The sequence below is a fragment of the Actinoplanes sp. OR16 genome, assembly GCF_004001265.1.
In the GTDB taxonomy this organism is placed as follows: Bacteria; Actinomycetota; Actinomycetes; order Mycobacteriales; family Micromonosporaceae; genus Actinoplanes.
In genome coordinates this window covers 1363264-1388497 of sequence record NZ_AP019371.1, presented here as the reverse complement: position 1 = coordinate 1388497, position 25234 = coordinate 1363264, and the positions used below count along the sequence as shown (strand labels likewise).

Annotated in this window: 24 protein-coding genes and 1 tRNA gene; 14 read left to right on the top strand and 11 right to left on the bottom strand. The window is 69.8% G+C overall.

Annotated features, from left to right (window positions below):
• Positions 1-34: 34 nt before the first annotated feature.
• Both EP757_RS06320 and EP757_RS06315 read left to right on the top strand, forming a co-directional pair.
• Complete coding sequence (locus EP757_RS06320; RefSeq protein ID WP_127543260.1) at positions 35-439, top strand: hypothetical protein; 405 nt, start codon at positions 35-37, stop codon at positions 437-439.
• Between the two features lie 2 nt (positions 440-441).
• Positions 442-1905: a glutathionylspermidine synthase family protein gene (locus tag EP757_RS06315; RefSeq protein WP_127543259.1), complete on the top strand. Its 1464-nt coding sequence runs from the start codon at positions 442-444 to the stop codon at positions 1903-1905.
• On the opposite strand, the gene EP757_RS06310 is transcribed toward EP757_RS06315, so the two are convergent.
• Together EP757_RS06310 and EP757_RS06305 are read right to left on the bottom strand one after the other, a co-directional pair.
• Complete coding sequence (locus tag EP757_RS06310; protein WP_127543258.1) at positions 1902-2330, bottom strand: hypothetical protein; 429 nt, start codon at positions 2328-2330, stop codon at positions 1902-1904. The genes EP757_RS06315 and EP757_RS06310 overlap by 4 nt on opposite strands.
• A complete protein-coding gene (locus tag EP757_RS06305; protein WP_127543257.1) occupies positions 2323-2688 on the bottom strand; it encodes a hypothetical protein in 366 nt (121 codons plus the stop codon). Before EP757_RS06305 ends, EP757_RS06310 begins: the two co-directional genes overlap by 8 nt.
• Positions 2689-2764: 76 nt before the next feature.
• Between EP757_RS06305 and EP757_RS06300 the strand changes: the two genes are divergently transcribed.
• Complete coding sequence (locus tag EP757_RS06300; RefSeq protein ID WP_127543256.1) at positions 2765-3658, top strand: Gfo/Idh/MocA family protein; 894 nt, start codon at positions 2765-2767, stop codon at positions 3656-3658.
• Here EP757_RS06300 and EP757_RS06295 read toward each other — a convergent pair.
• Positions 3655-3840 (bottom strand): hypothetical protein, encoded by a 186-nt coding sequence (locus tag EP757_RS06295; protein ID WP_127543255.1) that lies wholly within the window; start codon positions 3838-3840, stop codon positions 3655-3657. The two genes, EP757_RS06300 and EP757_RS06295, sit on opposite strands and share 4 nt — an antisense overlap.
• 374 nt (positions 3841-4214) lie before the next feature.
• Here EP757_RS06295 and EP757_RS06290 point away from each other — a divergent pair, with 374 nt between their 5' ends.
• Positions 4215-4550 (top strand): hypothetical protein, encoded by a 336-nt coding sequence (locus EP757_RS06290; RefSeq protein WP_127543254.1) that lies wholly within the window; start codon positions 4215-4217, stop codon positions 4548-4550.
• A gap of 79 nt (positions 4551-4629) precedes the next feature.
• On the opposite strand, the gene EP757_RS06285 is transcribed toward EP757_RS06290, so the two are convergent.
• Positions 4630-5625, bottom strand: a complete 996-nt coding sequence (locus tag EP757_RS06285; protein WP_127543253.1) for an AraC family transcriptional regulator — start codon at positions 5623-5625, stop codon at positions 4630-4632.
• Positions 5626-5900: 275 nt separating this feature from the next.
• Between EP757_RS06285 and EP757_RS06280 the strand changes: the two genes are divergently transcribed.
• Entirely contained in the window at positions 5901-6257 is a 357-nt protein-coding gene (locus EP757_RS06280; protein WP_127543252.1) for an STAS domain-containing protein, read from the top strand.
• Positions 6258-6355: 98 nt separating this feature from the next.
• Here EP757_RS06280 and EP757_RS06275 read toward each other — a convergent pair whose 3' ends face one another.
• The 3 genes from EP757_RS06275 to EP757_RS06265 are packed head-to-tail and all read right to left on the bottom strand — an operon-like array spanning position 6356 to position 9031.
• Positions 6356-7948, bottom strand: coding sequence for an MDR family MFS transporter (locus EP757_RS06275; protein WP_232050393.1), 1593 nt, complete (start codon positions 7946-7948; stop codon positions 6356-6358).
• Entirely contained in the window at positions 7945-8547 is a 603-nt protein-coding gene (locus EP757_RS06270) for a TetR/AcrR family transcriptional regulator (protein WP_127543251.1), read from the bottom strand. The genes EP757_RS06275 and EP757_RS06270 overlap by 4 nt, the downstream gene beginning before the upstream one ends.
• A gap of 40 nt (positions 8548-8587) precedes the next feature.
• The gene (locus EP757_RS06265; protein ID WP_127543250.1) at positions 8588-9031 is read right to left on the bottom strand and encodes a hypothetical protein; all 444 of its coding nucleotides are present in this window, start codon (positions 9029-9031) and stop codon (positions 8588-8590) included.
• A gap of 50 nt (positions 9032-9081) precedes the next feature.
• Here EP757_RS06265 and EP757_RS06260 point away from each other — a divergent pair, with 50 nt between their 5' ends.
• From EP757_RS06260 to EP757_RS06245, 4 genes are all read left to right on the top strand, one after another.
• Entirely contained in the window at positions 9082-9441 is a 360-nt protein-coding gene (locus tag EP757_RS06260) for a nuclear transport factor 2 family protein (RefSeq protein ID WP_127543249.1), read from the top strand.
• Between the two features lie 80 nt (positions 9442-9521).
• Positions 9522-11213 (top strand): serine/threonine-protein kinase, encoded by a 1692-nt coding sequence (locus EP757_RS06255; RefSeq protein WP_127543248.1) that lies wholly within the window; start codon positions 9522-9524, stop codon positions 11211-11213.
• Between the two features lie 202 nt (positions 11214-11415).
• Positions 11416-13263: a capsular polysaccharide synthesis protein gene (locus EP757_RS06250; RefSeq protein ID WP_127543247.1), complete on the top strand. Its 1848-nt coding sequence runs from the start codon at positions 11416-11418 to the stop codon at positions 13261-13263.
• Positions 13264-13353: 90 nt separating this feature from the next.
• The gene (locus tag EP757_RS06245; protein WP_127543246.1) at positions 13354-13596 is read left to right on the top strand and encodes a hypothetical protein; all 243 of its coding nucleotides are present in this window, start codon (positions 13354-13356) and stop codon (positions 13594-13596) included.
• A gap of 9 nt (positions 13597-13605) precedes the next feature.
• Here EP757_RS06245 and EP757_RS06240 read toward each other — a convergent pair whose 3' ends face one another.
• A complete protein-coding gene (locus EP757_RS06240) occupies positions 13606-14610 on the bottom strand; it encodes a glycosyl hydrolase (RefSeq protein ID WP_127543245.1) in 1005 nt (334 codons plus the stop codon).
• Positions 14611-14696: 86 nt separating this feature from the next.
• Between EP757_RS06240 and EP757_RS06235 the strand changes: the two genes are divergently transcribed.
• Positions 14697-16835: a bifunctional polysaccharide deacetylase/glycosyltransferase family 2 protein gene (locus EP757_RS06235; protein ID WP_127543244.1), complete on the top strand. Its 2139-nt coding sequence runs from the start codon at positions 14697-14699 to the stop codon at positions 16833-16835.
• A 76-nt stretch (positions 16836-16911) separates the two neighbouring features.
• A complete protein-coding gene (gene glmS, locus EP757_RS06230) occupies positions 16912-18729 on the top strand; it encodes a glutamine--fructose-6-phosphate transaminase (isomerizing) (protein ID WP_127543243.1) in 1818 nt (605 codons plus the stop codon).
• Between the two features lie 477 nt (positions 18730-19206).
• On the opposite strand, the gene EP757_RS06225 is transcribed toward glmS, so the two are convergent.
• The 3 genes from EP757_RS06225 to EP757_RS06215 all read right to left on the bottom strand — a co-directional run bounded on the left by EP757_RS06225 (position 19207) and on the right by EP757_RS06215 (position 20792).
• Positions 19207-19278 (bottom strand) — tRNA-Arg (locus tag EP757_RS06225).
• A 66-nt stretch (positions 19279-19344) separates the two neighbouring features.
• Positions 19345-19995, bottom strand: coding sequence for a DUF305 domain-containing protein (locus tag EP757_RS06220; protein ID WP_127543242.1), 651 nt, complete (start codon positions 19993-19995; stop codon positions 19345-19347).
• Positions 19995-20792 carry a DUF3105 domain-containing protein gene (locus EP757_RS06215; protein WP_127543241.1) on the bottom strand — a complete coding sequence of 266 codons (798 nt, stop codon included), beginning with the start codon at positions 20790-20792 and terminating at the stop codon, positions 19995-19997. Before EP757_RS06215 ends, EP757_RS06220 begins: the two co-directional genes overlap by 1 nt.
• A gap of 86 nt (positions 20793-20878) precedes the next feature.
• Between EP757_RS06215 and argS the strand changes: the two genes are divergently transcribed.
• The 3 genes from argS to EP757_RS06200 are packed head-to-tail and all read left to right on the top strand — an operon-like array spanning position 20879 to position 25220.
• On the top strand, positions 20879-22537 hold the full coding sequence (gene argS, locus EP757_RS06210; RefSeq protein WP_127543240.1) for an arginine--tRNA ligase: 1659 nt from the start codon (positions 20879-20881) through the stop codon (positions 22535-22537).
• A gap of 2 nt (positions 22538-22539) precedes the next feature.
• On the top strand, positions 22540-23925 hold the full coding sequence (gene lysA / locus EP757_RS06205; protein WP_127543239.1) for a diaminopimelate decarboxylase: 1386 nt from the start codon (positions 22540-22542) through the stop codon (positions 23923-23925).
• Positions 23922-25220, top strand: a complete 1299-nt coding sequence (locus tag EP757_RS06200) for a homoserine dehydrogenase (protein WP_127543238.1) — start codon at positions 23922-23924, stop codon at positions 25218-25220. Before lysA ends, EP757_RS06200 begins: the two co-directional genes overlap by 4 nt.
• The last annotated feature ends 14 nt before the right edge of the window (positions 25221-25234 follow it).

The following is a 25234-nucleotide window of genomic DNA, read 5'->3' as shown; positions in this document are numbered from 1 at the left end:
CTGGCAAGTTGCTGAGAAGAGTTACAAAGAAATCATGAACCGACGCATGAGTTCCCGCAGCGTGTCGCTGACCAGCACCTTTCTTCTGCTGGCCGCGGGGGGAGCGGCGGCATGCGACAACGATGAATACGTGGACGAGGGTTTCTACTGCGCCGACGCCGATGGCGTGGTCGTCGACGAGGACTACTGCGACGACGACTACAACGGCGGCGGCGGTACCGGCTTCTTCATCTGGCACAGCTCCGGCTACAGCAGGGGCTACCCGGTGGGTCACCGGCTGCCCGCCGGCGGCAGCAAGTTCGCCTACAACGACGCCGCGTCGCGGTCCAAGTTCGGGCTGCCGTCCAGCGGCAAGATCAGTAATGGCACGGTGAAGACCAGCGTGGTCGGCAAGGGCGGCAGCGGCAGCGGCAAGTCCTCGTCGAAGTCGGGCGGCTGAGAGTGCGGCGGATCGCGTACGGGCCGGTGCGGGACGGCTGGCGGCTCACGAACTTCAGCCTCGGGTTGACGTACAACGACACCGAGCTGCCGGACGGCACGATGCAGTCGTACTGGCAGGAGGGGCCGTACTACGACTTCACCGCGGCGGAGATCGAGGAGCTGGAGACCGCGACCGCCCGGCTCTACGAGATGTGTCTCGAAGCCGGTGAGTGGATGGTCGAGCAGTGCCCGCGGCGGACCGTCGAGGGCCGCAAGCGGGGCTACTTCGAGTCCATCTGCTCACCGGAGACGTGCTTCCTCACCAAGATCGGCATCCCGGAGTACACGCACGAGCAGATCATCCGGACCTGGTACGACGGCGACCCGGAGACGTGGACGCACTACGACAAGGACCCGGACATGCGGCTGCCGATGCAGACGCCGGACTGGTCGCCGAGCGTCTACGGCCGCTTCGATCTCTGGTACAACGGCGCCGGCAGCACGCCGAAGCTGCTCGAGTTCAACGCGCAGACGCCGACGTCGCTGGTCGAGGCCGCGGTGGTCCAGTGGCACTGGATGGACCAGACCGGCCTCACCGACCACCCGTGGCGTCAGTGGAACTCGATCCACGAGCGCCTGGTCGGCTGGGAGGCGGTGCCCGGCGAGCCCGGCGATCCCGGCGCGTGGCGGCGCAACATCGGCAAGTTGCGCGAGGCCCGGACGTGGCTGCCGGAGAAGCCCAAGATCTTTTTTGCGTACGAGACGAGCGAGACCTCCGGCGAGGATCGCATGAACGTCGCCTACCTGATGGCGACGGCCGAGGAGGCCGGTTACCCGGTCGAGCTGATCGCGATGAGCCAGATCGGCTGGGACGTGGCCGGCGACCGGGTCCTCTACGTGCCGTCACCAGGGCAGGAGCACCTCGCCGAGCCGATCGACGTGATCTTCATGCTCTACCCGTGGGAGTGGTTCTGGCACGAGGAGGGCGGCAAGGCCTTCTTCCGCAACATGGCCGACCCGGAGAAGCGCGGGACGGTCTGGATGGAGCCGCCCTACAAGGCGGCGCTGCTCGGCAACAAGGCCCTGCTGCCGGTGCTCTGGATGCTCTACAAGGACAACCCGGAGCTGAGCCGCTACCTGCTCCCGTCCTATTTCGCCGAGTCGTCGTCCGCCGCGGCGCTGACGTCGTACGCCAAAAAGCCCGTCTGGGGTCGTGAAGGCGGATCGGTGACCCTGGTCAAGGACGGGGAGACGATCGTCGGCAACCCCTCCGAGTACGGCGCGGACGGGCGCTACATCGTGCAGGAGCTGAAGGAGCTGCCGTCCTTCGAATCGCTGGAGGGCACGGCGCACCCGGTGATCGGCGCCTGGCTGATCGACGGCGAGCCGGCCGGGATGGGCATCCGCGAGGGCGTCGGCACGGCGGGACTGGTCACGACGAACACCTGCAACTTCGTCCCGCACGTGATCGAGGGCAAGAACTAGGAGCGGTGCTTCCAGATCCACCAGAGGCCGACGAACGGCAGGAGCAGCGGAACGTATCCGTAGCCACTGCCGAAGTGCGACCAGACGGTGTCGTCGGGGAAGGCCACCGCGTCGACGATGCTGAGCGTGCCGACGATCAGCACGCCGGCCAGCTCGATGCTGCAGCTGATCAGCGCGATCAGCCGGCCCCGCGGGCCACCGATCGCCAGACCCACGGTGGCCGCGATGTAGACCAGGCCGGCCACCGCGGAGAGCAGGTAGGCGAGCGGCGCCTCGGCGAAGTGCGTGCTGATCTGCACCAGGGCGCGGGCGCTCGCGGAGAGCGCGAAGATGCCGTAGACCAGCAGCAGCACCCGGCCGAGGCCGGTGTTCAGCGCGGCGTCCCGGGGACGGGTGGCCGTGGTGTTCTGCTTCTCATCAGACAAGGGGCACCGACGCGATCTGCTGCAGGCGCAGCACGAGAACCGGCAGGACGACGGCGCCGACACCGAGGATGAGGTTGCCCCAGCGGGTCGGCTCCATCCGGGCGAGCACCAGCGCGGTCGGCGCGAAGGCGACCGTGGTGAGCAGGTAGCCCAGGAAGGTGGCCAGCTCCAGCGGCCGGCTGCCGTCGAAGAGACCGATCACAGCGATCACGACGAGGACCGTGACCAGGGCGCCGAGCACCGCGGTGGCCAGCAGGTCGATGCGGCCGGGGGCGCGGTCGAGGGCCGCGCGCACGAAGTACCACACCGCTAGGAGCAGGGCGACGACGATCGTCGCCACCGACAGGGGACCGTTCACCGCCACAGGTTACTGATGTGGCGATGGGCTGGTAACTTCCGCCTCCGGAGATCACTGACGGAACAGGGGTACGGCCGTGCGTTTCGGATTGTTCGGTACGGGTCCGTGGGCGTATCAGGCGCACGCGCCGGCTCTCGCCGCTCACCCGTCGGTGGAGTTCGCCGGTGTCTGGGGACGGGACGCGGCGAAGACCGCTCGCCTGGCCGACGAATTCAAGACCCGCGCGTATTCCGACATCGACGCCCTGATCGCCGATGTGGACGCCGTGGCGATCGCTCTGCCGCCGGACGTGCAGGCGCCGATCGCGCTGCGTGCCGCGGAAGCGGGCCGCCATCTGGTGCTGGACAAGCCGGTCGCGCTCCGCGCCGAGCAGGCCGAAGCCGTGGCGTCCGCCGTCGCCGCCCGGGACCTGGCCTCGGTGGTCTTCTTCACCCGGCGGTTCACGCCCGAACTGGCCGCATTCCTCGCCGAGACCGCGGCGACCGGCGGCTGGACCGAGGCCCGCGTCGACCACCTCGGCTCGATCTTCACGCCGGACAACCCGTTCGGCGCCTCGCCGTGGCGGCGTGAGCGCGGCGGCCTCTGGGACGTCGGCCCGCACGCCCTCGCCTTGGTGCTGCCGGTCCTCGGCCCGGTCACCGCCGTCACCGGGATGGCCGGATCGCGCGACCTCACCCACCTGCTGCTCCAGCACTCCGGCGGCGCCACCAGCCGGCTCACCCTCGCGGTGGACGCTCCGCCGGCCGCGGCCCGCGAGGAGGCCGTGTTCGCCGGGGAGGCCGGTCTGCGGACCGTGCCGCGGGCGCGCTGGACCCCGGACGAGGCACTCGGCCGGGCCGTCGACCAGCTGCTGGCCGCTGCGGCCGGCGGCCCGAGCCCGGACTGCGACGTGCGGTTCGGCACCCGGGTGACGGCGATCCTCGAAGCCGCCGAGCAGGCGATCCGTTCAGGGACGACGGTTCGCCTCTAGGGCACGGTCTTCTCGATGGCGGCTGCGCCGTCGCGCTCGAGTTCGGCCTTGGCGCGCGCTATGTTCGCCGGAGTGGGGTACTTGCCCTGGGCGACGGCGAGGTCTTCCGGTTCCCACGGTTGTTCGGCGCCCGTTCTGATCAACGGTGTGCCGAATGGCTCCGCATTCTCGATCTTCTGCATCGCGACCCCAGATGTGAGATGTCGTCCGGTTCGGTACCCGTTTTCTGATCGTAGAACCCGGGTAGCCCGAACTGAGCGCTAACTGGACAGAACCTGCGCGTTACGGATGGACGCTTAGTAGTGAGCCGAATACATTTTCGGCTTGTCACGCCCACCGGGTTCGACGTCCGTCGGCGGCCGCCACGGCCGTGAGCGGCAGCCCGGGACGCGTGCGGGGGTGAGGGGAACGCTTTGGACGCCGGACAGGGCACACGCAGGCAGGGCAGACGCGGACAGGGCACACGCGGACAGGGCACACGCGGACAGGGCACACGCGGAACAGGCGGGACACGGGCCGGGCGGCGGCACGGCGTGAGCGCCGGGCGAGTGCGCTCGTGACGGGCCGGTGGGACGCCGAGCGGGATGCCTCCGACGCGGCGCAGGTCCTGGCCGGCATCATCGCGTTGCTGCAGCGTGCGGCGATCGACGAGACGGATGTCAACCAGCTGCTGAGCATGGCTCGCAACGGTGCGGCGGCGGCCGGCCGGGTGGAGGCCTACCTGCGTGCGCAGCGTGGTGCCGGCGACGGCGAGATGGCCACGGTGCCGTCCCGGCTCGCACCCTGGCGGGACTGGGCGCCGTCGCGTGGTCACCTCTTCGGCGCCTCCGCGCACCCGCGCCGGGTCAACGGCGTCCCGCAGCCGCGCCGCTGCGGAGATCCCGGCGAATGACCCGGGAGATCCGGCGAATGAACCTCGGAGATCGGGCCGGGTAACCCACACGGGGGAGACCCGGGAGAGTGACCCTCGGTCAGGTGATCCGCGGATGCCTGAGTGACTCGGACGGCGACTCGCCGAACCGTTCCCGGTACGCCGACGCGAACCGCCCGAGGTGGGCGAAACCCCATCGGTGCGCCACCGCGGCCACCGTGACGCGCGCCGGATCGCCGTCGAGGAGCGCCTCGCGTACGCGTCCGAGCCGGATCTGCTGGAGATAGGTCATCGGCGCGCAGCCGACGTGCCGGCGGAAGCCGTCCTGCAACGACCGCACGCTCATCCCGGCGATCGCCGAGAGGTCGCCGACCGTGAACGCGCGTTCCGGCTCCTCGTGGATCGCCTCGATCACCCGCTGGACGGCGCGCGGCGGGCCGCTCGCGGCCGGCGCGACGAGCTCGTCGCGGTACCGGTGCGGGACGCTCAGCAGCAGCCCGCTGAGCACGCTGCTGCACAGCTGCTCGGCGATGAGCGGCTGGTGGATCAGGCTGGACTCGTGTTCGAGCTCGTCGCGGAGCAGCCGGATGAGCCGGCTCCAGCTGTGCGCCGGCCCGCCGGTGAGGTCGAACTGCGGCGCCAGGTCGATCGGCCCCTCGACCGGGTGACCGAGCAGTGCTGCCAGTTCGCTCTCCAGGGCCCAGCGCTCTATCCGTACGTCGAGCTCGGACGAGTTCGGCTCGTGCCGTAGATGAACGCGGTCATCGGGCCGGAACGCCAGGGCGGTGGCGGGTGTGGCGGTCACTTCCCGGCCGTCCCGGCGGGCGCGCACGAGACCCGCCGTGGGCAGCGTCACGTGATAAGCGCCGGCCTGCGGGGAAACCAGGGTGGCGGAGCCTTCGAAGGTCAGGTGGCCGACGGTGAGCGGTCCGAGTTGGATCATCTCGACGCCCAGCTTGAGCTCCGCGCCGTCCGGCGTGCCGATCGACATGGGGTGGTAGAAACGATTCAGGATGTCCCGGGCCCGCGCGGCGTCGACGTTGTCGAAGTAGACGGTTCCCGGCGCGGTGATGGCACGGGATGAGCCATCAACCATGCCGTCCGGCGCTCCATCGCATACGGTGAGTATTCGGTCCGACTCTGTCGACAGTCAACGTCGACGCCACGCAGTGACCGTTACAGCACATTCCGGCCATATGAACTACTCTGGCGTTCCGCGCCTACGTGGCGTAACTTGCAGACCAGCGGATTGTTGTAGGAACGCGGGTTTGGTCAGCGTCCTTAAGCGTTCGCTCGACCGCATTTCGGTCAACACACCGAGTCCGCGGAAGTCGGTGTCGGTTCCAGCCCGACACCAGGAAGAGGGCAGCTGTGTATCTGCCGATCACGACCCGCCAGCTGGCCGACGGAACTGTCGAGATCGCACCGAGCGGTGAGATCGATCTGGACAACGCGCATGTGATGCGCGACGCGGTCAACGACGTGCTGACGAGCATGACCCCCAGCAAGATCTGTCTTGATCTGCAACGGGTGATGCTCATCGACAGCATCGGGATCGGCATCCTGGTCGCCTGCTTCCATACCGCGGCGGCGAGCGGGATCAAGCTGGTGGTGAGCCATCCCAGCGCCACGGTCTACCGGCAACTCTGGGTCTCCGGCCTGGTCGGCCTCCTCGGCTGTGCCGAGCCGCCGTCGCCGCGCACCTCGGTGGGCCTGCGGCCGTCCTGACCCCGGTGGGCCGATTTCACTCCTGAGAGGCCGCCCCGCGACCGAAATGGATCGGGCGCGGCCCTCTCCGAGAGAAGACCGCGCCCGACACGCGAGGGTCAGTGGACGGACAGGGCCGCCGCTTCCTCCTGCTTGCGGCGTTCCTCACCGGAGAGCGTGGAGAGCGGCTTCTCCTTGATGAAGATCACCGCGATCACCGCGAGGAACGCGATCGGCGCGCCGACCAGGAAGAGTTCCGCGGTCGCCGTCCCGTAGATGTCCTGCACCACGGTGAGCACCTGCGGCGGCAGCGTCGTCAGGTCCGGGACCTGCGCGGACCCGTCGCCTCCGGTCGCGCCGAACTTCTCGGCGAACCCGGACGCGACCTTGTGGGTCAGCACCGCGCCGAGCGCGCTCACGCCGATCGAGCCGCCCATGCTGCGGAAGAAGGTCAGCGCCGAGGTGGTGGCGCCGAGTTCGGCGACCGGCACGTCGTTCTGCGCGGCGAGGACCAGGTTCTGCATGAGCATGCCGACGCCGATGCCGAGGACTGCCATGAACAGCGAGATCATCAGGACGCTGGTGTCCGCGCCGATCGTGCTGAGCAGCAGCATCCCGACGGTCATGATGATCGCGCCGGCGACCAGGTACGCCTTCCACTTCCCGTGCTTGGTGATCAGCGCGCCGGCCACGGTCGACGAGATGAGCAGGCCGAAGACCATCGGCAGGCCCATCAGACCGGCGACGGTCGGCGACTTGCCCAGCGAGATCTGGAAGTACTGGGACAGGAAGACGGTGCCGCCGAACATCGCGACGCCGACCAGGACGCTCGCGATGATCGTGAGGGTGACGGTCCGGTGCCGGAAGATGCTGAGCGGGATGATCGGCTCCTTGGCCTTCGCCTCGGCCCAGACCGCGAGGGCGAGCAGCGCGAGACCGGCGACCACCAGTGCGGCGGTCTGCCAGGAGGCCCAGTCGAACTTGTCGCCGGCCAGCGTGGACCAGATCAGCAGGGTGCTGACGCCACCGGTGATCAGCAGCGCGCCGAGCCAGTCGATGCTGACCTTGCGGCGGACCACCGGCAGGTGCAGGGTCTTCTGCAGCATCGCGATCGCGATCAGGCTGAACGGCACGCCGATCAGGAAGCACCAGCGCCAGCCCAGCCAGGACGTGTCGACGAGGACGCCGCCGATCAGCGGACCGGCGATGGTGCCGACGCCGAAGACCGCTCCGAACAGGCCGGAGTAGCGGCCCAGCTCGCGCGGCGGGATCATCGCGGCCATCACGATCATCGCGAGGGCTGTCATGCCGCCCGCGCCGACGCCCTGGATGACCCGGCTGACCAGCAGGATCTCGACGTTCGGGGTGAGGCCGGCGACGAGCGAGCCGGCCACGAAGAGGCCGAGGGAGAGCTGGATCAGGAGCTTCTTGCTGTACAGGTCGGCCATCTTGCCCCAGAGCGGGACGGTGGCCGTCATGGCGAGCAACTCGGTCGTGACGATCCAGGTGTAGACGGACTGGCTGCCGCCGAGATCGGCGATGATCCGGGGCAGGGCGTTCGCGACGACGGTCGAGGCCAGGATGCTCACGAACATGCCGAGCAGCAGGCCGGAGAGCGCCTGGACGACCTCCCGCTGCGACATCCGCCCGCTCTCGGCGGCGGAGGCGCCGCTGCTTTCCTCGGCGGTGGTGGTGCCTTCCAGAGAACTCATGCATTCCTCGAAACAGGTGGGGGTGGGACGAGACCGGCGGCGATCGTGCCGAAGGCCTCGCGGACGTGCTCGGAGAGCGGGCGGGCGTCCTCGCCGGCTGCCCAGCGGATCACCGCGACCCGCACGGCGGCGTTGGTGACCGCGGCCGCGACCTGCGGGAACGGGTCACCGGCGGCGAGGCCGGCGCGCTCGGCGACGGCCTCGGCGAACTGCTGCTCGGCAGTGGCGGCCGCGGCGATGAGCAACGGCAGCAGCTGCGGGTTGTTCCCGATCACCCGCATCCGCAGCAGCCAGTGCTCGCGGTCCTGCTGGATCTGCTGGAAGACCGGCGCGAGCGCGTCGAACAGGGCGTCCAGCAGCTGCTGATCGGCCGGGGCGGCGAGCAGCTGGGCTCGCAGATCGGTGCAGCCCTCCAGGGGGTCGCCGACGAGGGCGTCCTCCTTCGTGGCGAAGTAGTTGAAGAACGTCCGCTGCGACACCCCGGCCGCCGTGGCGATCTCGTCGACGGTGACATGATCGGCGCCGCGCTCGTCCACCAGGCGCAATGCGGCGGTGATCAGGTCGAGGCGGGTCTGCCGGCGTTTGGCCTCACGAAGCACTCGGCGAGGTTAGCTCCAACTTTGCAGAAACTGCAAAGTTTTAGTCGTTGAGCTGAGACCGTTCGATCTCGGCGAGCGCGGCGGTCAGCCACGGCTCGACCGGGCGGCCCGCGAGCAGGTCGTCGATGAGCGCGACGGCGTGCCGTGCCAGCACGTCCGGCTTCGGCGCGGGTGCGCCCTCCTCGTCGAGCACGCCGAGGGCGCCGGCCAGCAGCCAGAGCACCACCTGCGGGTCGGCGGCCGGCCAGGACCGCACGCAGCTCGCCAGCGCGGCGCGGACGTCGTCGGCGGTGAGGCCGTCCGGGTTGGCGTCCTCCAGCAGCAGGCGGACCACCGTGCCGAGGATCAACCCGGTCGGTGCCGGATCCTGCGCCGCGAGCTCGTCGCCCGGTTCGCCCGCGGACCGGTAGGACTCGAGGGAGGAGAGAGTGGCGGCGGCGATCGGCCGGGCCGGCGGCGGCAGGTGACGCCAGCTGTTGTTCATGCGGCGACTCTACGGTGGGATGGGTCCACCGGCGGACGAGGGGAGCGGGCATGACGAGCCTGGATGCGGTGACCGCCTGGGTGGGCAAGTATCGCAAGGCCTGGGAGTCGAACGACCCGGATCACATCCGTGACCTCTTCGCCGACGACGCCGCCTACTTCCCCGAGCCCTACGCGACACCGTGGATCGGCCGGGAGGCGATCGTGACCGCCTGGCTGGAACGTCAGGACGCCCCGGGGACCACCGCCTTCGCCTGGCATCCGCTGATCGTCACCGACGAACTCGCGATCATCGAGGCGACCACGACATATCCGGATCGGATCTTCCGCAATCTCTGGGTGCTGCGTCTCGATCATATCGGCCAGGCGCGTCAATTCACTGAATGGTGGATGGAAGAGCCTTCACCCTGACGGGTGACGACATTCGTGAAATCACCTCTCGCGCATTCTCGGATGTGCGATTTGCCGCCCGGTCGGGAAAACTGCCTCGGGTGGACGAGGAGCGGAAACTCGGTGGCCGGTACCGGCTTCTGACAGAACTCGGCCGCGGCGGCATGGCCGTGGTCTGGCGGGCCCTCGACGAGGTGCTCAGCCGCCCGGTCGCGGTGAAGGTGCTGGCCGGGCGATATGCGGGCGACGAACGGTTCCGGGCCAGGATCCTGCACGAGGCCCGGGCGGCGGCGACCCTCTCGCACCCGAACATCGCGCAGATCTACGATTTCGGCGAATCCGACGAGGGTGGCAGACCGGTTCCGTACGTGGTCATGGAATTGATCAACGGGCCGACGCTGCAACAGAGAGTGGCGAGAGGGCCCATTCCGCCACGCACCGTGTTCCGGATCTGCGGCGAGATCGCGTCGGCGCTCGCGGTGGCGCACGCCGACGGGCTCGTGCACCGCGACATCAAGCTCGCCAACGTGATGGTCACCCCGGCCGGCGCCAAGGTCGTGGACTTCGGCATCGCCGCGGTCGCCGGTCCCGCCTCGCCCGAGGACGCCCTGCTCGGCACGCCCGCCTACCTCGCGCCGGAACGGCTCACCGGCGGCGCGATCGAGCCGGCCTCCGACATGTACGCGCTCGGCGTGCTGCTCTACCGCCTCCTCGCCGGCGTCGCGCCGTGGAGCGTGGAGACCACCACGCAGATGCTCTCGGCGCACGTCTACGTCGAGCCGTCGCCCCTGCCCGATCTGCCCGGGGTTCCCGAGGTGATCGCCGATCTGGTGGACCGCTGCCTAGCGAAGGATCCCGCCGAGCGTCCGGACGCGGCCGAGGCGTCGGCCTGCCTGGGTGACGCGGCCGAGGCCGCGAGCGCTTTCCAGCCTGATGCCGTACGCAGGGCAGCCGATGTGCGGGCGGCCGCACCCGCCGCGAGCGAGACCGCCGCCGCCCCGGGGCCGGGGGCGCAGGCCGTGCCCGCATCCCGCGCGGTCACCGAGTCGTCGTCCCGGGACCTCCCCGGCGGCGACACGCTGCTCCGGGAGGCGACCGTCCCGGTGATCCCCGCGCAGCCGGGGCGCGGTGACGAATGTCCTCGGGGCGTGGCCCGGCCGGGTTCCGGTGGGGGAGGGTCCTCGCACGGCGGTTCCGTCGTACGAAGGCTCGTTTCGCGCCGGAGGAAGGTCCTGGCCGGCGGCGGAATCGCGGCCGTGCTGATCGCCCTGCCCTTCCTCTGGCCCTCGGGCGGCGGCGGACAGAGGGCGGCGCCCGGCGTCGCGACACCGCCCGCATCATCACCGAGAGTGACCGCTCCGTCGCCCGGTGGGCGGAGCGCGGCAAAGCCGGTCGTGCCCGCCGTCCAGCCCAGCCGGGCGCCCGAGTCGACCGGCTCGCTGGCCCCGGCGGCATCCGGATCCTTCCCGTCGGTCTCCGCTCCCCGGCCGTCCGGCGAAAGCGCCTCGGCGCCGCCGTCCCCGAGCGGCGGCGCGAGCGTCCCACCCGCCGCGGAGGCGCCCGACCCGGAGGCCACCCGCCTGGAATCGCCCGGCGGCATCGTGCTCGCTCGATGTGTCGAGGGCGGCAACGAGCTGATCGCCTGGGAGCCGAACGAGGGTTTCGTCGTGGAGCGCGTGGATCCCGGTCCGGAGCTGACCACCAGCGTGGTCTTCAAGGGCGACCTGGCGCGATACCGGATGAGCATCAACTGTTTCGGCGCCCGGCCGTCCGCTGTCGTGCTCCCGCTGTGACGTGTCCGCATCCTGGCGATCGTCACGCTGCGTGGAGGAACTGGCTAGACTGTCCCGTCACGGCCGGGCGAAGGGGACATCGATGACGGCGACCGCGAATACGCTCAGAAGCAGACTCGCTCGTGTCCGGGCGGCGGCTCGGCGGCGGCTTCGCCCGGTCCCGCCGCCCCCACCGCCGGTCGCGCCGTCGGTGGTGAACCTCGTGCTCGACCCCGGCTTCCGCGGCGCGCCGGACCGGCCGTTCGACGCCGGCGGCCTCTACGTGCACTCGCACAACTCCTGCGAGTTCGCCGAGATCCCCGGCCTGCCCGGAGTGCGCGGCGCCCGGGTCGAGGGGGTCGGCGCCAACAACGACACGCACATCGCGCCCGGTGGCCGCAACGCCGCCGGCGCGTTCCGCCTCGGCATGCGGCCCGGCGCCACCTACACCGCGAGCGTCTCGATCTACCTGCCCGAACCGCTCACCGGCACGCTCAACCCGGCGGCGCTGCGGCTCGTGCCCGGCTGCATCGTCGACGAGGCGCCCAAGTGGACGCTCGCCCAGTCCGCCCCGGCCCGCAACGAGTTCGGCCACCACCGGATCAGCGTGACGTTCACGATCCCGGAGAACGCGACGGCCGCCTGGATCCGGCTGCACAGCGGCATGGCGGCCGGCAACGGCGTCGTCTACTGGTACGACTACTCGCTCACCGAGACGTCGGTGGCGCTCGACCACTTCGACGGCTCCTCCGCCCCGACCGACTTCCACACCTTCGAGTGGATCGGGGAGCCGGACGCGTCGCCGTCGAAGCGCACCGTGCGGGTGTCGCCCTCGGCCACGCCCGCCGAGATCGCCGCCGAAACGGTCCGGCTGGCCCGGGCCGGCGTCACCGACGAGGCCGCCTTCCTGCGCAGGCAGATCAGCGGCGACCGGATGACCACCGCCCGGATCGCGCTGGCGGCCGGTGACGAGGAGAAGGCACTCAAGGCGCTGCGCCGGGTGGTCAAGGCCGGTGACCCGGACGGTGAGGCGGCGTTCGAGCTCGGCAGGATCGCTCTCGCCGAACACAAGTGGGCGGCGGCCGAGAAGCTCCTCCGCACCGCGGTCTCCAAGCAGCCGTCGTTGCCGGAGCGGGGTTACGCGCTGGCGTTCGCCCTGGACAAGCTGAAGCGGCGGGAGGACAGCAAGCGCGCGTCGAAGGCCGCCCTCGTGCACGACACGAAGCTGCCGTTCGACGGGCCGGCCGTTCTCGACCTCGACGTGAAGTCGTTCGGCGCCCGCCGCGAGCTGGGCGTGTTCCTCGCCGAGAACCTCACCCAGATCCGTACCCAGGCCGAGCAGCGGCTGGCCCGGCCGGTCGTCAGCACGTTCGACCAGCCGATCTTCATCTACTGGGCGCAGGGCTTCGAGTCGGCGCCGCCGGTCGTGCGGGCCTGCCTCGCCGGGCTCAAGGCGAACAACCCGGAGAGCCGGGTGCACGAGCTGACCGACGCGAACATCGGCGCCTACGTCGACGTGCCGGGCGGGCTGCTGGAGGCGCTCGACGGCAACCGGACGCACTTCTCCGACCTGCTCCGGCTGCTGCTGCTGGAGAAGTTCGGCGGGATCTGGGTGGACGGCACCTGCCTGGTCTCCGAGCCGCTGCGGCCGCACATCACCAAGGCCCTGGAGCGGAGCAGCCTCTTCGCGTTCAACTACACCGGGCCGTACATCTCCAGCTGGTTCCTGGCCGCCCGGCCGGGAAGCTACGCCGTGCATCTGTGGCGGGCCGCCTGCTTCCTCTGGTGGGAGAGGCGCGGCGAGCTGATCGACTACTTCCTGATGCACCACGTCTTCGAGATGCTCTACCACCTCGACGAGCGGTTCCGTGCCGACTGGGACGCCGGGCTGCGGCTCAACTCCAAGCCTCCGCACGCGCTGCAGGAGGTGATGCTTCAGGCGTACGACCCGGACATGTACCAGACGGTGATGGAAGGGGCGTTCGCACACAAGCTGCGCTACAAGTACCGGGCGCATGAGCTGAGGAGTGAGTCGTACCTCGCCCGGATCATCCGTGGTGACCTTCCGTAATCGCATTCTCGCTAATTGTCATTCATTTCCACAGATTCCGTTACGAGCGAGCCCAGAAAACTCATAGGTTGTATTCCTAATGTGTTTTCCATGCAAAAAGTCATTCGTACTGCGGTCGAGCCGGTGGGAGTCCAGGTCTTCGTGGACTCCACCGGACGGCGTAAGCGGCTGCTCGCGGTCCTCGGATTCTTCGTAGCACTTTTCGCCGCTATCTATATCGGTGTGGTCGGCGCCAGTGTGGTGCAGGCCGCCGATTCCGGATTGACGACGAAGGCGACGGTGTCGACGTCGGCCACCGCGTCGGCTTCTGCTTCTGCTTCGGCGTCGTCTTAGCGGTGTCCGTTATTTCGCGAAATCAGTGAACATCTTGGTAAAGGCATAGTCGGTCTGCTCGATACCGCTGCACGCCGCCTCGACAGCGCCCGTCGCGCAGTCCCCGTTGTCGCGGTTGACCGACCAGAACCGGACGAATCCCAGCTTCTTCTCCTCGGCGTAGTCGAGGAGCGTCTGGGCGTCCGCCGTCTCGGTGACCGGCCCGGTGTCGTTGACCCCGATCATCGGCGTGACGCCGAGCATCGCGTAGGCCTCGGTGTCGCTCAGGTCCGTCCAGACCGACTTGACGTCGGCGGCCACCGCCTCGGTCGCCGTGGTCATCGACGTGCCCCAGTCGTCGTTCTCCTCGGTGAAGTTCATCGTCATCGCGTTGACGGTGACGTCCAGGCCGGCGTCCTTCGCGCTCTGCAGCAGGGCGATGCTGGCGTCGGTGAGGCCGAGGACGGTCCCGCCGACCGGCACGGTCAGGGTGATCGCGGTGCCGCGGTCGGCCTGCAGCGTGCTGAGCGCCCGGGTCACCGTCGCCGCGGTGATCGACTGCTCGATGTCCACGTCCAGGGCGTTGCTGCCGGCCGCGTCGAGCGCCGCGGCGTACGCGGTGGCCAGCTGGTCCGCCGTGCAGACGCTCTCCAGGTACGTCCCGGTGGCCCCGCCGCTGGAGACGATCACGTCACCGTCCAGCGCCGTGATCTTCGCGATGTCGGCCTGGACTCCTGTGTCGGTCAGGGCCTTCGTCCCGCCCCAGGTCGCGGTGCACGAACCGGCGCTGTCGGCCAGGATGAACGAGATCGTGTAGTCCTCCTGGCCGGTCTTCTCGGCCACCTCGTCGATGTCGGCGGTGCCGCTGACGATGTCGACGTACGGCGCCACCTCCGGCGTTTCGGCGGTGGCGGTAGTGCTCGCCGCGACGGTCGGTGAGGTGGTGGCGGTCGCGGTCGTGGTCTCCGTGTCGTCGTCGCCGGAACATCCGGCGGTGAGCAGGAGGAGCGCGACCGCGAGCCGTTTCAGATGCACGTTTCCACTCTCGCAAAACACCGGTGCCGAATTCCGGTGCTCAGCGAATCCCGTTCGGGGCCGATAGGGGACCCGAGGGGGTTTTCGTGTCCGTTTCCCGCCGCCGTATCCCGGTGCCCCGCCCGCGCTGGATCGTCCTTTCCGTGGTGCTCGTCCTGTTCGCCAGCCTGCTTTTCGTGAACGGCGTCGTGCAGGGTGAGTTCGCTCAGGACGGCGCGGCCGAATCCACCTCGGAGACCGGCCAGGTGCCGGACGAGGCGTTGACCGGCGGGCCGATCATCCAGACCGACGGGACGACCACGACGACGGTCTCGCCCGGCGACGGCCAGATCGTGCTGACGTTCGACGACGGTCCGGACCCGGAGTACACCCCGGAGATCCTGGACGTCCTGGAGGAGTACGGCGTACCGGCGACGTTCTTCATGATCGGCTCGGAGATCAGCAGACATCCGGGGCTCACCGAGGACGTCCTCGACGCCGGCCACGAGATCGGCATCCACACCTTCACCCATCCGGACATGTCCGGCAAGAACGAGTGGCGTCGTTCGGTGGAGATGCAGGAGACCCAGTACGCCCTGGCCGGAGCGGCCGGCGTGACCAGCGTGATCTTCCGGCCGCCGTACTCGTCGACGGTCAAGGCGCTGGACGATCCGACCTGGGCCGTGATGGCGGAGATGGGCGCGGAGGGCTACCTCACCGTCGTGAACAACCTGGACAGCCGGGACTGGGAAGCGGACGTCACGAACGACGACATCGTCGAGGCGGTCACCCCGGACGACGGCGCCGGGGCGATCCTGCTCTTCCACGACGGCGGCGGTGACCGGTCGAAGACGGCGGCGGCCCTGCGTACGGTCATCCCGTCGCTGCAGGAGGCCGGCTACACGTTCACCACCGTCGCGGCGCTGACCGGCATGAGCACCGTCAACCCGGCGGCGCCCACCGACGACTGGGTGCTCGGCCTCGGCATCGTCAGCGCCGTGCAGGTCGCCACGAAGGCGACCGTCTGGTTCTCCGCGCTGCTGGTGATCCTCGGCGTGCTCACCGTGCTCCGGCTCGTGCTGATGCTGATCCTCGGCCGCCGGCACGCCCGGCGGTACCGCAAGGGCGACGCCGTCTGGGGGCCGCCCTACACCGAGCCGGTCACCGTGATCGTGCCGGCGTACAACGAGAAGGAGATCATCGCCGAGACGCTGGGATCGCTCGTGGCGAGCACCCATCCGATCCGGATCGTCATGGTCGACGACGGCTCGGACGACGGCACCGCGGACATCGCGGAGGGGCTGGGGTACGAGAACGTCACCGTGATCCGGCAGCCGAACGGCGGCAAGTCGGCAGCCCTCAACAACGGCATCGCGCACGCGACCACCGACGTCGTCGTGATGATGGACGGCGACACGGTCTTCGAACCGGACACCGTGCGGTTGCTGGTGCAGCCCTTCGCGGACGCCGAGATCGGCGCGGTCGCCGGGAACGCCAAGGTCGCCAACCGGAACTCGATGATCGCGATCTGGCAGCACATCGAATACGTCGTCGGTTTCAGCATCGACCGCCGGGCGTACGACGTGATGCGCTGCATGGCGACCGTCCCCGGAGCGATCGGGGCGTTCCGCCGTACGGCCCTGCAGCAGGTCAACGGCTTGAGCGACGACACCCTCGCCGAGGACACCGACCTCACCATCGCGATCATCAGGGCCGGCTGGCGGGTCGTCTACGAGGAGCGCGCCCGCGCCTGGACCGAGGCGCCGTCGACGATGCCGCAGCTGTGGCGCCAGCGGTACCGGTGGAGCTACGGCACCATGCAGGCGATGTGGAAGCACCGCCGGGCGCTGTTCGAGAAGGGGCCCGGAGGGCGGTTCGGCCGTCGCGGCCTGCTGAACCTGGCGCTGTTCCAGACCCTGCTGCCGCTGCTCTCGCCACTCATCGACGTCTTCCTGGTCTACGGCCTGATCTTCCTGGATCCGCTGCGCACGGCCCTGGCCTGGCTCGCCATGCTCGCCATCCAGCTGATCAGCACGATCTGGGCGTTCCGGCTCGACTCCGAGTCGCTGAAGCCGCTGTGGCGCCTGCCGCTGCAGCAGTTCGTCTACCGCCAGCTGATGTACCTCGTGCTGATCCAGTCGGTGCTCGCAGCCCTGGGCGGCATCCGGCTCGGCTGGCAGAAGCTGCGGCGTACCGGTGGCCTGAACGCGCTGATGGGGTCGCGCCTGCCGACAGGGGACGCATAGGTTCGCGATTCCTTCTTGGCGAACCCACAAAAGCGGCACAGCGGAACCGATCCCCTGGGTTCCTACCTTTGCTGGCATGTGCGGAATCGTGGGATATGCCGGCGGGCAGCCGGCGCTTGACATCGTGATGGACGGCCTGCGGCGGCTGGAGTACCGCGGCTACGACTCGGCGGGTGTCGCCATCGTCGACGCGGACGCCCTGGCAGTGGAGAAAGCCGCGGGGAAGCTGGTCAACCTGGAGAAGGCGCTCGCCGAGCGGATCGACACCGGCTTCGACGAGGGCATGACCGGAATCGGTCACACCCGATGGGCGACGCACGGCGGGCCGACCGACCGGAACGCCCACCCGCACGTCTCCGCCGACGGCCGGGTCGCGGTGATCCACAACGGCATCATCGAGAACTTCGCGTCGTTGCGGGCCTCGCTGGAGGCCGAGGGCGTCGAGTTCCAGAGCGACACCGACACCGAGGTGGCCGCCCACCTCCTCGCCGCGGAGATGCGCCTTCTGCGTCCGTCGTTGACCGGTCCGGCTCTCCTGGCCGAGGGCATGCGACGGGTGGCCAACCGGCTCGAAGGCGCGTTCACACTGCTCGCCGTCTCCCCGGACGCCCCCGGGGCGGTCGCCGCGGCCCGGCGCAACTCACCGCTGGTGGTCGGCTGCGGCGACGGGGAGAACTTCCTCGCCAGCGACGTTTCGGCGTTCATGGAGCACACCCGGTCGGCGATCGAGCTCGGCCAGGACCAGGTCGTGCTGATCACCCCGGCCGGCGTGGAGATCACCGGCTTCGACGGCTCGCCGGCGTCCGGCACCCCGCTGACCGTCGACTGGGACCTCGCCGCCGCGGAGAAGGGCGGCTACGACTTCTACATGCTCAAGGAGATCGCCGAGCAGCCGCAGGCGGTCGCGGACACGCTGCTGTCCCCGTTCCCCGCGGTGGCTCTCGACGACGTCCAGAAGGTGATCATCGTGGCCTGCGGGACGGCGTACCACGCCGGCATGATCGCCCGGTACGCGATCGAGCAGTGGACCCGGCTCTCCTGCGACGTCGAGCCGGCGAGCGAGTTCCGCTACCGGGAGCCGGTCCTCGACGCGTCGACACTGGTGATCGCGATCAGCCAGTCCGGTGAGACGATGGACACGCTGATGGCGCTGCGGCACGCTCGTGGACAGGGCGCGCGCGTACTCGCGATCTGCAACACGAACGGCTCGACCATCCCGCGCGAGTCGGACGCGGTCCTCTACACCCAGGGTGGCCCGGAGATCGCCGTGGCCTCGACGAAGGCGTTCCTCACCCAGCTGGTCGCGTGCTACCGCGTCGCCCTGGAGCTGGCCGCGGCCCGGGACATGCCGGTCCCCGGAATCCGCGAGGCGCTGCGCGAGGTCCCGGGCCAGCTCCGGGCCCTGCTGTCCGGCGCCGCGGCGATCCGCGAGGTGGCCTACGACCTGGCCACGGCCCGCCAGGTCCTGTTCATCGGACGGCACGTCGGCTACCCGGTGGCCCTGGAGGGCGCGCTCAAGCTGAAGGAGCTCGCCTACATGCACGCCGAGGGCTTCGCGGCCGGCGAGCTGAAGCACGGCCCGATAGCCCTGATCGACGCCGGCACCCCGGTGATCTGCGTTGTCCCGGCGCCCGGCCCCCTCCACGACAAGGTCATCTCGAACATCCAGGAGGTCCGGGCCCGCGGCGCCCGCACGATCGTCATAGCCGAGGAGAACGACGACGCGGTCCTCCCCTGCGCCGACGAACTGATCCGGGTGCCGGCCACGCCGCCCCTGCTGGCCCCGCTGCTGACCACGGTCCCGATGCAGATCCTGGCGTGCGAGATAGCGGCAGCCCGGGGCAACGACGTCGACCAGCCCCGCAACCTGGCCAAATCAGTGACGGTCGAGTGACCCACGGCCGGCGCTCGACCGTTCGGACAGCAATGAGCCACAGCCGAACTCGGTGGCTGTGACTCATTGCTGTCGGTGGGGTGGTCGGGCAGCCATGGGTCACAGCCGGGCTCGGAGTGGCGGCGACCTGCGAGATCCGGGGCGGCCCAGGCTGCGCGCCGACGGAGCTGCTTTCCAGCTGAGCCGTGGAAGAAGAAAGCGGCCGAGCCGGGTGCGCTGGTCAGAGGGTGACCATGCACCGGTCGCGAAACCCGCCGAACGGCCCGGCGCAGGCACACGGCCGCGCCGCCGACCGAGAACAGTCAGCCTGCGTTCGTCAACAGCCGCCAACTCCGTACGAGGAAGACGAAGTAAAGCGCAAGAAGAAGTCCTGCAGCACCCACCGCACCGTGGGGGGTTCGGGGGCTCGGCCCCCCGGCAGACAAAACGAGGCGGATAGGTCCAAGGTCTACCTGGACACACTCCGCCTCCGACTCGTGCCCCCGGCAGGATTCGAACCTGCGCTTTCGCCTCCGGAGGGCGACGCTCTATCCCCTGAGCTACGGGGGCCCAGTGGTTCAGAACTCTAGCAGGCCCGCCGGAACCATCGCCAACCGGTTCCGGCGGTGTCGCGGATCAGCCTGCCTGAACCTTCTTGAGCAGGGAGTCGATCAGTTGGATCTCGCCCTGCTGGGCGGTGACCATGCTGTCGGCGATCCACTGGACGTCTTCGTTGTCGGAGAGCTCCATGGCCTCCTGGGCCATGTGCACGCCGCCGACGTGGTGGGCTCGCATCAGGGTGAGGAACTGGACGTCGAGCTCGGTGCCGGTGGCCGCGCGCAGGGATGCCATCTGCTCGGGGGTGGCCATGCCGGGCATCAGCCCGTTCACGATGGAGCCGTCGGATCCGGGGATCCAGGCCATCGGCTCGGCGGTGCCGGTGGGGGAGAGGTTCCAGTCGCGCAGCCAGGCCTGCATGTAGCCGATCTGGCCCTGCTGCGTGGTGGCGATGTCGGCGGCCAGGGTGACGATGTCGGGGTTCGCCGAGCCGGCGTGGGCGATCATCGCCATCTCGACGGCCTGGGCGTGGTGGGTCGACATGTCGCGCAGGAAGCCGGCTTCGACGGAGTCGTCGCCCGGGTGGCGCAGACCGGGGAGGACCAGGCCGGCGCCGAGGCCGAGGATCAGGCCGACCAGGAGGGTCGCCACCGCGACGTAGCCGATCCGGCGAGTGCCCACCCCGGGCGCGTCCGTGGACGCGCCCGAGGTTTCGACTTCGGAGATCATCAGCCGGCGGCCGAGGCGGCCGGAGCCGGGACCGGGTCGCTGGTGGTGTTGCCGCTGGAGCAGGCGGCGCCGGGCTCCATCGAGGCCTTGACCCGGGTGGTCCGGATGAAGTCGTCGATGCGGCTGTCGTCGGCGCTGTCGACCTTGAGCTGGTAGCCCCAGACCTGGACCGAGATGTTCTTGTCGAGGCCCGCGATCGGGGACATGAACGTGTAGTCCTTGCCCTCGACCTTCGACTGCAGCTTCTCCACCTGGTCGGCGGCGAGGCCCTGCTTGTAGGTCACCCAGACCGCGCCGTGCTCGAGGCTGTGCACCGCGTGCTCGTTGGCGATCGGCTCGGTGTAGACGTCGCCCATGCAGTTCTGCCAGGTGCTGTTGTGCGCGCCGCCGACCGGGGGGTTCGTCACGTAGGTCTGCGGGCCGTCCTTGTGGGTCCGGTCGTCGATCTGCGCGTTCTTCTGGGCGCGGTAGTCGACCACGCCGTCGATCGCGGCGACCTGCTCCTCCCACGGCTTGCTGCCCTGGACGGAGGCGTAGACGCCGTAGCCGATGATGCCGGCGGCGATCAGGACCACCGCGCCGATGAGCGCGATCGGGCCCCAGTTGCGGCCGCCGCTGACCTTGACGGGGGTGACCGGCTTGCGGCCCTTGCCCTTGCCGCCGCCCTTGGCGCCTGGGCGGCCGGCCGCCGGCCGGTTGGTCCCGGGCTTGCCCGTGGGGGGCTTGCCCTGACCGGTCGTCTTGCCGACCTTGACGGTGGACGGGACCCGTTCGGGACCCGGCGTGCTCATGCTCATCGCGCCTCGTCGATTCGTAAAGGTGAGGAAGGGCGGGGCTCGGGTGGCCGCCGAACGACGAAGTCTACCCCCGATAGCATGGCCCAGTGACTCCCGCCAACCTTGCTGACACCGTTCTCTCAGCTGCTCGTGCCGTATTCGAGACGCGCGGTCTCGACGTCGCGGCACTGCCCGCCACCACGGCGGTGGAGCGTCCGCGCAACCCCGAGCACGGCGACTACGCCTCGACCATCGCCCTGCAGGTCAGCAAGAAGGTGGGTGTCCCGCCGCGCGAGCTGGCCGCCGCCCTCGCCGAGGAGCTGGGCAGGCGTCCCGGCATCAAGTCGGTGGAGATCGCCGGCCCGGGCTTCCTGAACATCCGGCTGGACGCCGGCGCGGCCGGGGCGCTGGCCCGCGACATCGTCCTCGCCGGCTCAGGCTACGGCCGGACCGACCGGCTCACCGGTGAGCGGATCAATCTGGAGTTCGTCTCGGCGAACCCGACGGGTCCGGTGCACATCGGCGGCGTTCGCTGGGCGGCCGTCGGCGACGCGCTCTCCCGCCTGCTGCGCACGGCCGGGGCGGACGTCGGCACCGAGTACTACTTCAACGACGCCGGTTCGCAGATCGACCGGTTCGCCCGCTCGCTGCTCGCGGCCGCGAAGGGTGAGCCGGCGCCGGAGGACGGGTACGGCGGCGCGTACATCGCGGAGATCGCCGCCGAGGTGGTCGCGAAGGTCCCCGGTGTCCTGGATTCAGCAGATCCGCAGGAGACCTTCAGGCAGGTCGGCGTCGACCTGATGTTCGCCGAGATCAAGCAGTCGCTCGGCGAGTTCGGCGTGCACTTCGACACGTACTTCAACGAGAAGGACCTGCACGACCGCGGCGAACTCCAGGAGGCCCTGGACCGGCTGCGCGAGCAGGGCCACATCTTCGAGACCGACGGCGCGACCTGGCTGCGGACCACCGACTTCGGTGACGACAAGGACCGGGTGCTGCGCAAGTCCGACGGCGACTGGACGTACTTCGCCGCCGACTGCGCGTACTACCTGGACAAGCGGAAGCGCGGCTTCGACCGGGTCGTGATCATGCTGGGCGCCGACCACCACGGCTACATCGGCCGGATGAAGGCGATGTCGGCGTGCTTCGGCGACGACCCGTCGAAGAACCTGGAGATCCTGATCGGCCAGCTGGTCAACCTGGTCCGGGATGGCGAGCCGGTGCGGATGAGCAAGCGGGCCGGCACGGTCGTGACGCTCGAGGACTTCGTCGAGGCGCTCGGTGTGGACGCGACGCGGTACGCCCTGGCGCGCTACTCCAGCGACTCCCCGATCGACATCGACATCGACCTGTGGACGAGCGCGAGCCGGGAGAACCCGGTCTACTACGTGCAGTACGTCGCGGCCCGGACCGCGAGCGTCGCCCGCAACGCCGCCGACGCCGGCCTGGTCCGCACCGATGACTTCAAGCCTGAGCTGCTCACCCACGACAAGGAGAACGAGCTCCTCAAGACGCTGGGCGAATACCCGGAGACGGTGGCCTTCGCCGCCGAGCACCGGGAGCCGCACCACGTCGCCCGGCTGCTCGAGAAGATCGCCGGCGCGTACCACCGCTTCTACGACGAGCCGGCCTGCCGGATCACCCCGAAGGGCGACGAGCCGATCACCGACGGGCACCGCTCCCGGCTCTGGCTCAACGACGCCACCCGTACGGTGATCGCCAACGGTTTGTCGCTGCTCGGTGTCTCGGCCCCGGAGAGGATGTAGTCATGCGCGCACACGAGGCCGGGGCGCTGCACGGCGACCTCGGCACCCGCGGCCCGGCCTGGCTGCGGACCCCGGAGGACGTGAACGCCCTGGTGCCACAGCTGTGGCCGCGTACCGTGAACCGCGCCGAACAGGGCGAGCTGCGGATCGGCGGCGTGAGCGTCACCGAGCTGGCCGCCGACTACGGCACGCCCGCCTATCTGCTGGACGAGGACGACCTGCGGGCTCGCTGCCGCGACTTCAAGGCGGCCTTCGCCGGCGCCGACGTCTATTACGCCGGCAAGTCGTTCCTCTGCAAGGCGGTCGTGCGGATCGTCGAGGAGGAGGGCCTCTTCCTGGACGTCTGCTCGGGCGGCGAGCTGGCGGTGGCGCTGGCCGCCGGGTTCCCGCCGGAGCGGCTGGGCTTCCACGGCAACAACAAGTCGGTTTCCGAGCTGTCCCGGGCCCTGGACGCGGGTGTCGGCCGGATCATCGTCGACTCCTTCGACGAGATCGCGCGACTGTCCGAGCTCGCCCGGAAGTCGGGTAAGCGCCCGGGCGTGCTCATCCGGGTGACCGTGGGCGTCGAAGCGCACACCCACGAGTTCATCGCGACCGCCCACGAGGACCAGAAGTTCGGGTTCAGCCTGGCCGGCGGCGCGGCGTTCGCGGCCGCCGCGCAGATCCTCGACGAGGACGTGCTCGACCTGCGCGGCCTGCACTCGCACATCGGCTCGCAGATCTTCGACACCAGCGGGTTCGAGGTGGCCGCCCGCCGGATCCTGGAGCTGCAGGCGCAGATCCGGGACGCGCGCGGCGTCGAGCTGCCGGAGCTGGACCTCGGTGGCGGCTTCGGCATCGCGTACACCACGCAGGACAGCCCGTCGACGCCCGGCGACCTGGCCAAGCGGATCAACAAGATCGTCGAGTCGGAGTGCGAGCTGGCGTCGCTGCGGGTGCCGCATCTGTCGATCGAGCCGGGACGGGCCATCGTCGGCCCGGCCGTCTTCACCATCTACGAGGTGGGGACGGTCAAGGACGTCGACGGCATCCGCACCTACGTGAGCGTCGACGGCGGGATGAGCGACAACATCCGTACCGCGCTCTACGACGCGTCGTACTCGGCCACGCTGGCGAACCGGCACTCCGAGGCGGAGCCGATGCTCGCCCGCGTTGTGGGAAAACATTGTGAGTCCGGGGACATCGTCGTGAAGGATGAATTCCTGCCCGCTGACGTGCAGCCCGGAGATCTTGTTGCGGTGCCGGGCACCGGCGCCTACTGCCGGAGCATGGCCAGCAACTACAACCACGTTCCTCGGCCGCCCGTGGTGGCGGTGCGCGACGGCGCGGCCCGCGTCATCGTGCGGCGCGAGACCGAGGACGACCTGCTCGCATTGGATGTTGGATGAAGCCAGGGAAACCGATCCGCCTCGCCCTGCTCGGCTGCGGCACCGTCGGCACCGAAGTGGTCAGACTGCTCCACGAGCAGGCCGACGACCTGACAGCCCGGATCGGCGCCCCGCTGGAACTGGTCGGCATCGCGGTCCGCCGGGCCGGCCGGGAGCGCGGCGACCTGCCGGTCGGCGACGAGCTCTTCACCACCGACGCGCTGGGCCTGGTCAAGCGGGACGACGTGGACGTGGTGATCGAGGTGGTCGGCGGCATCGAGCCGGCCCGCACCTGGATCACCGAGGCCCTGCGCGCCGGCAAGAGCGTGGTGACCGCCAACAAGGCACTGCTCGCCGAGGACGGCGGCGCCCTGCACGACGCCGCCGCCGAGGGCAACGCCGACCTCTACTACGAGGCCTCGGTGGCCGGCGCGATCCCCCTGCTGCGTCCGCTGCGCGAGTCGCTGCACGGCGACCGGGTCACCGCCGTCACCGGCATCGTGAACGGCACCACCAACTTCATCCTCTCCTCGATGGCGTCCACCGGCGCGGGCTTCAACGAGGCGCTGGAGGAGGCCACCGAGCTGGGTTACGCCGAGGCCGACCCGACCGCCGACGTGGAGGGTTTCGACGCCGCCGCGAAGGCCGCGATCCTGGCCTCGCTCGCGTTCCACACCCGGGTCACCGCAGCCGACGTGTTCCGCGAGGGCATGACCTCGGTGACGGCCGGCGACATGGCCAGCGCCAAGGAGATGGGCTGCACGATCAAGCTGCTCTGCATCGCGCAGCGCACCGCCGATTCGGTGAGCGTCCGCGTGCACCCGGCGATGATCCCGCTCACCCACCCGCTGGCGAGTGTCGGCGACGCCTTCAACGCCGTGTTCGTGGAGACCGAGGCGGCCGGCCCGCTGATGTTCTACGGCCGGGGCGCCGGTGGCCGCCCGACCGCCAGCGCGGTCCTCGGCGACATCGTGGCGGCGGCCCGCAACAAGCTGACCGGCACCCGGGCGCCGAGCGAGAGCAACTACGCCCAGCTCGCGGTCCGGCCGATCGGCGAGTCCCGGACGCGCTACCACATCAGCCTCGACGTGGCCGAGCGTCCGGGCGTCCTGGCCGCCGTGGCGGGCGTCTTCGCCGACCACGAGGTCTCGATCGCGACGGTCCGGCAGTCCGGTCGTGAGGATGACGCGAAATTGGTCATCGTGACGCACAGTGCTCCGGACGCGGCTCTGGCGGCTACCGTCGAAGCACTGTCGCGACTGGACATCGTCCGTTCGATCGCCAGCGTGCTCCGTGTCGAAGGCGCAGCTTCCTAAATCGTGGGCGCTTG

What these genes read in the sequence shown, in the direction of transcription:
- EP757_RS06320 (WP_127543260.1), top strand. Translation starts at nt 35, where the DNA reads ATGAACCGACGCATGAGTTCCCGCAGCGTGTCGCTGACCAGCACCTTT.
- EP757_RS06295 (WP_127543255.1), bottom strand. Translation starts at nt 3,840, where the DNA reads ATGCAGAAGATCGAGAATGCGGAGCCATTCGGCACACCGTTGATCAGA.
- EP757_RS06285 (WP_127543253.1), bottom strand. Translation starts at nt 5,625, where the DNA reads ATGGTTGATGGCTCATCCCGTGCCATCACCGCGCCGGGAACCGTCTAC.
- EP757_RS06275 (WP_232050393.1), bottom strand. Translation starts at nt 7,948, where the DNA reads ATGAGTTCTCTGGAAGGCACCACCACCGCCGAGGAAAGCAGCGGCGCC.
- EP757_RS06265 (WP_127543250.1), bottom strand. Translation starts at nt 9,031, where the DNA reads ATGAACAACAGCTGGCGTCACCTGCCGCCGCCGGCCCGGCCGATCGCC.
- EP757_RS06260 (WP_127543249.1), top strand. Translation starts at nt 9,082, where the DNA reads ATGACGAGCCTGGATGCGGTGACCGCCTGGGTGGGCAAGTATCGCAAG.
- EP757_RS06245 (WP_127543246.1), top strand. Translation starts at nt 13,354, where the DNA reads ATGCAAAAAGTCATTCGTACTGCGGTCGAGCCGGTGGGAGTCCAGGTC.
- glmS (WP_127543243.1), top strand. Translation starts at nt 16,912, where the DNA reads ATGTGCGGAATCGTGGGATATGCCGGCGGGCAGCCGGCGCTTGACATC.
- EP757_RS06220 (WP_127543242.1), bottom strand. Translation starts at nt 19,995, where the DNA reads ATGATCTCCGAAGTCGAAACCTCGGGCGCGTCCACGGACGCGCCCGGG.
- EP757_RS06215 (WP_127543241.1), bottom strand. Translation starts at nt 20,792, where the DNA reads ATGAGCATGAGCACGCCGGGTCCCGAACGGGTCCCGTCCACCGTCAAG.
- lysA (WP_127543239.1), top strand. Translation starts at nt 22,540, where the DNA reads ATGCGCGCACACGAGGCCGGGGCGCTGCACGGCGACCTCGGCACCCGC.
- EP757_RS06200 (WP_127543238.1), top strand. Translation starts at nt 23,922, where the DNA reads ATGAAGCCAGGGAAACCGATCCGCCTCGCCCTGCTCGGCTGCGGCACC.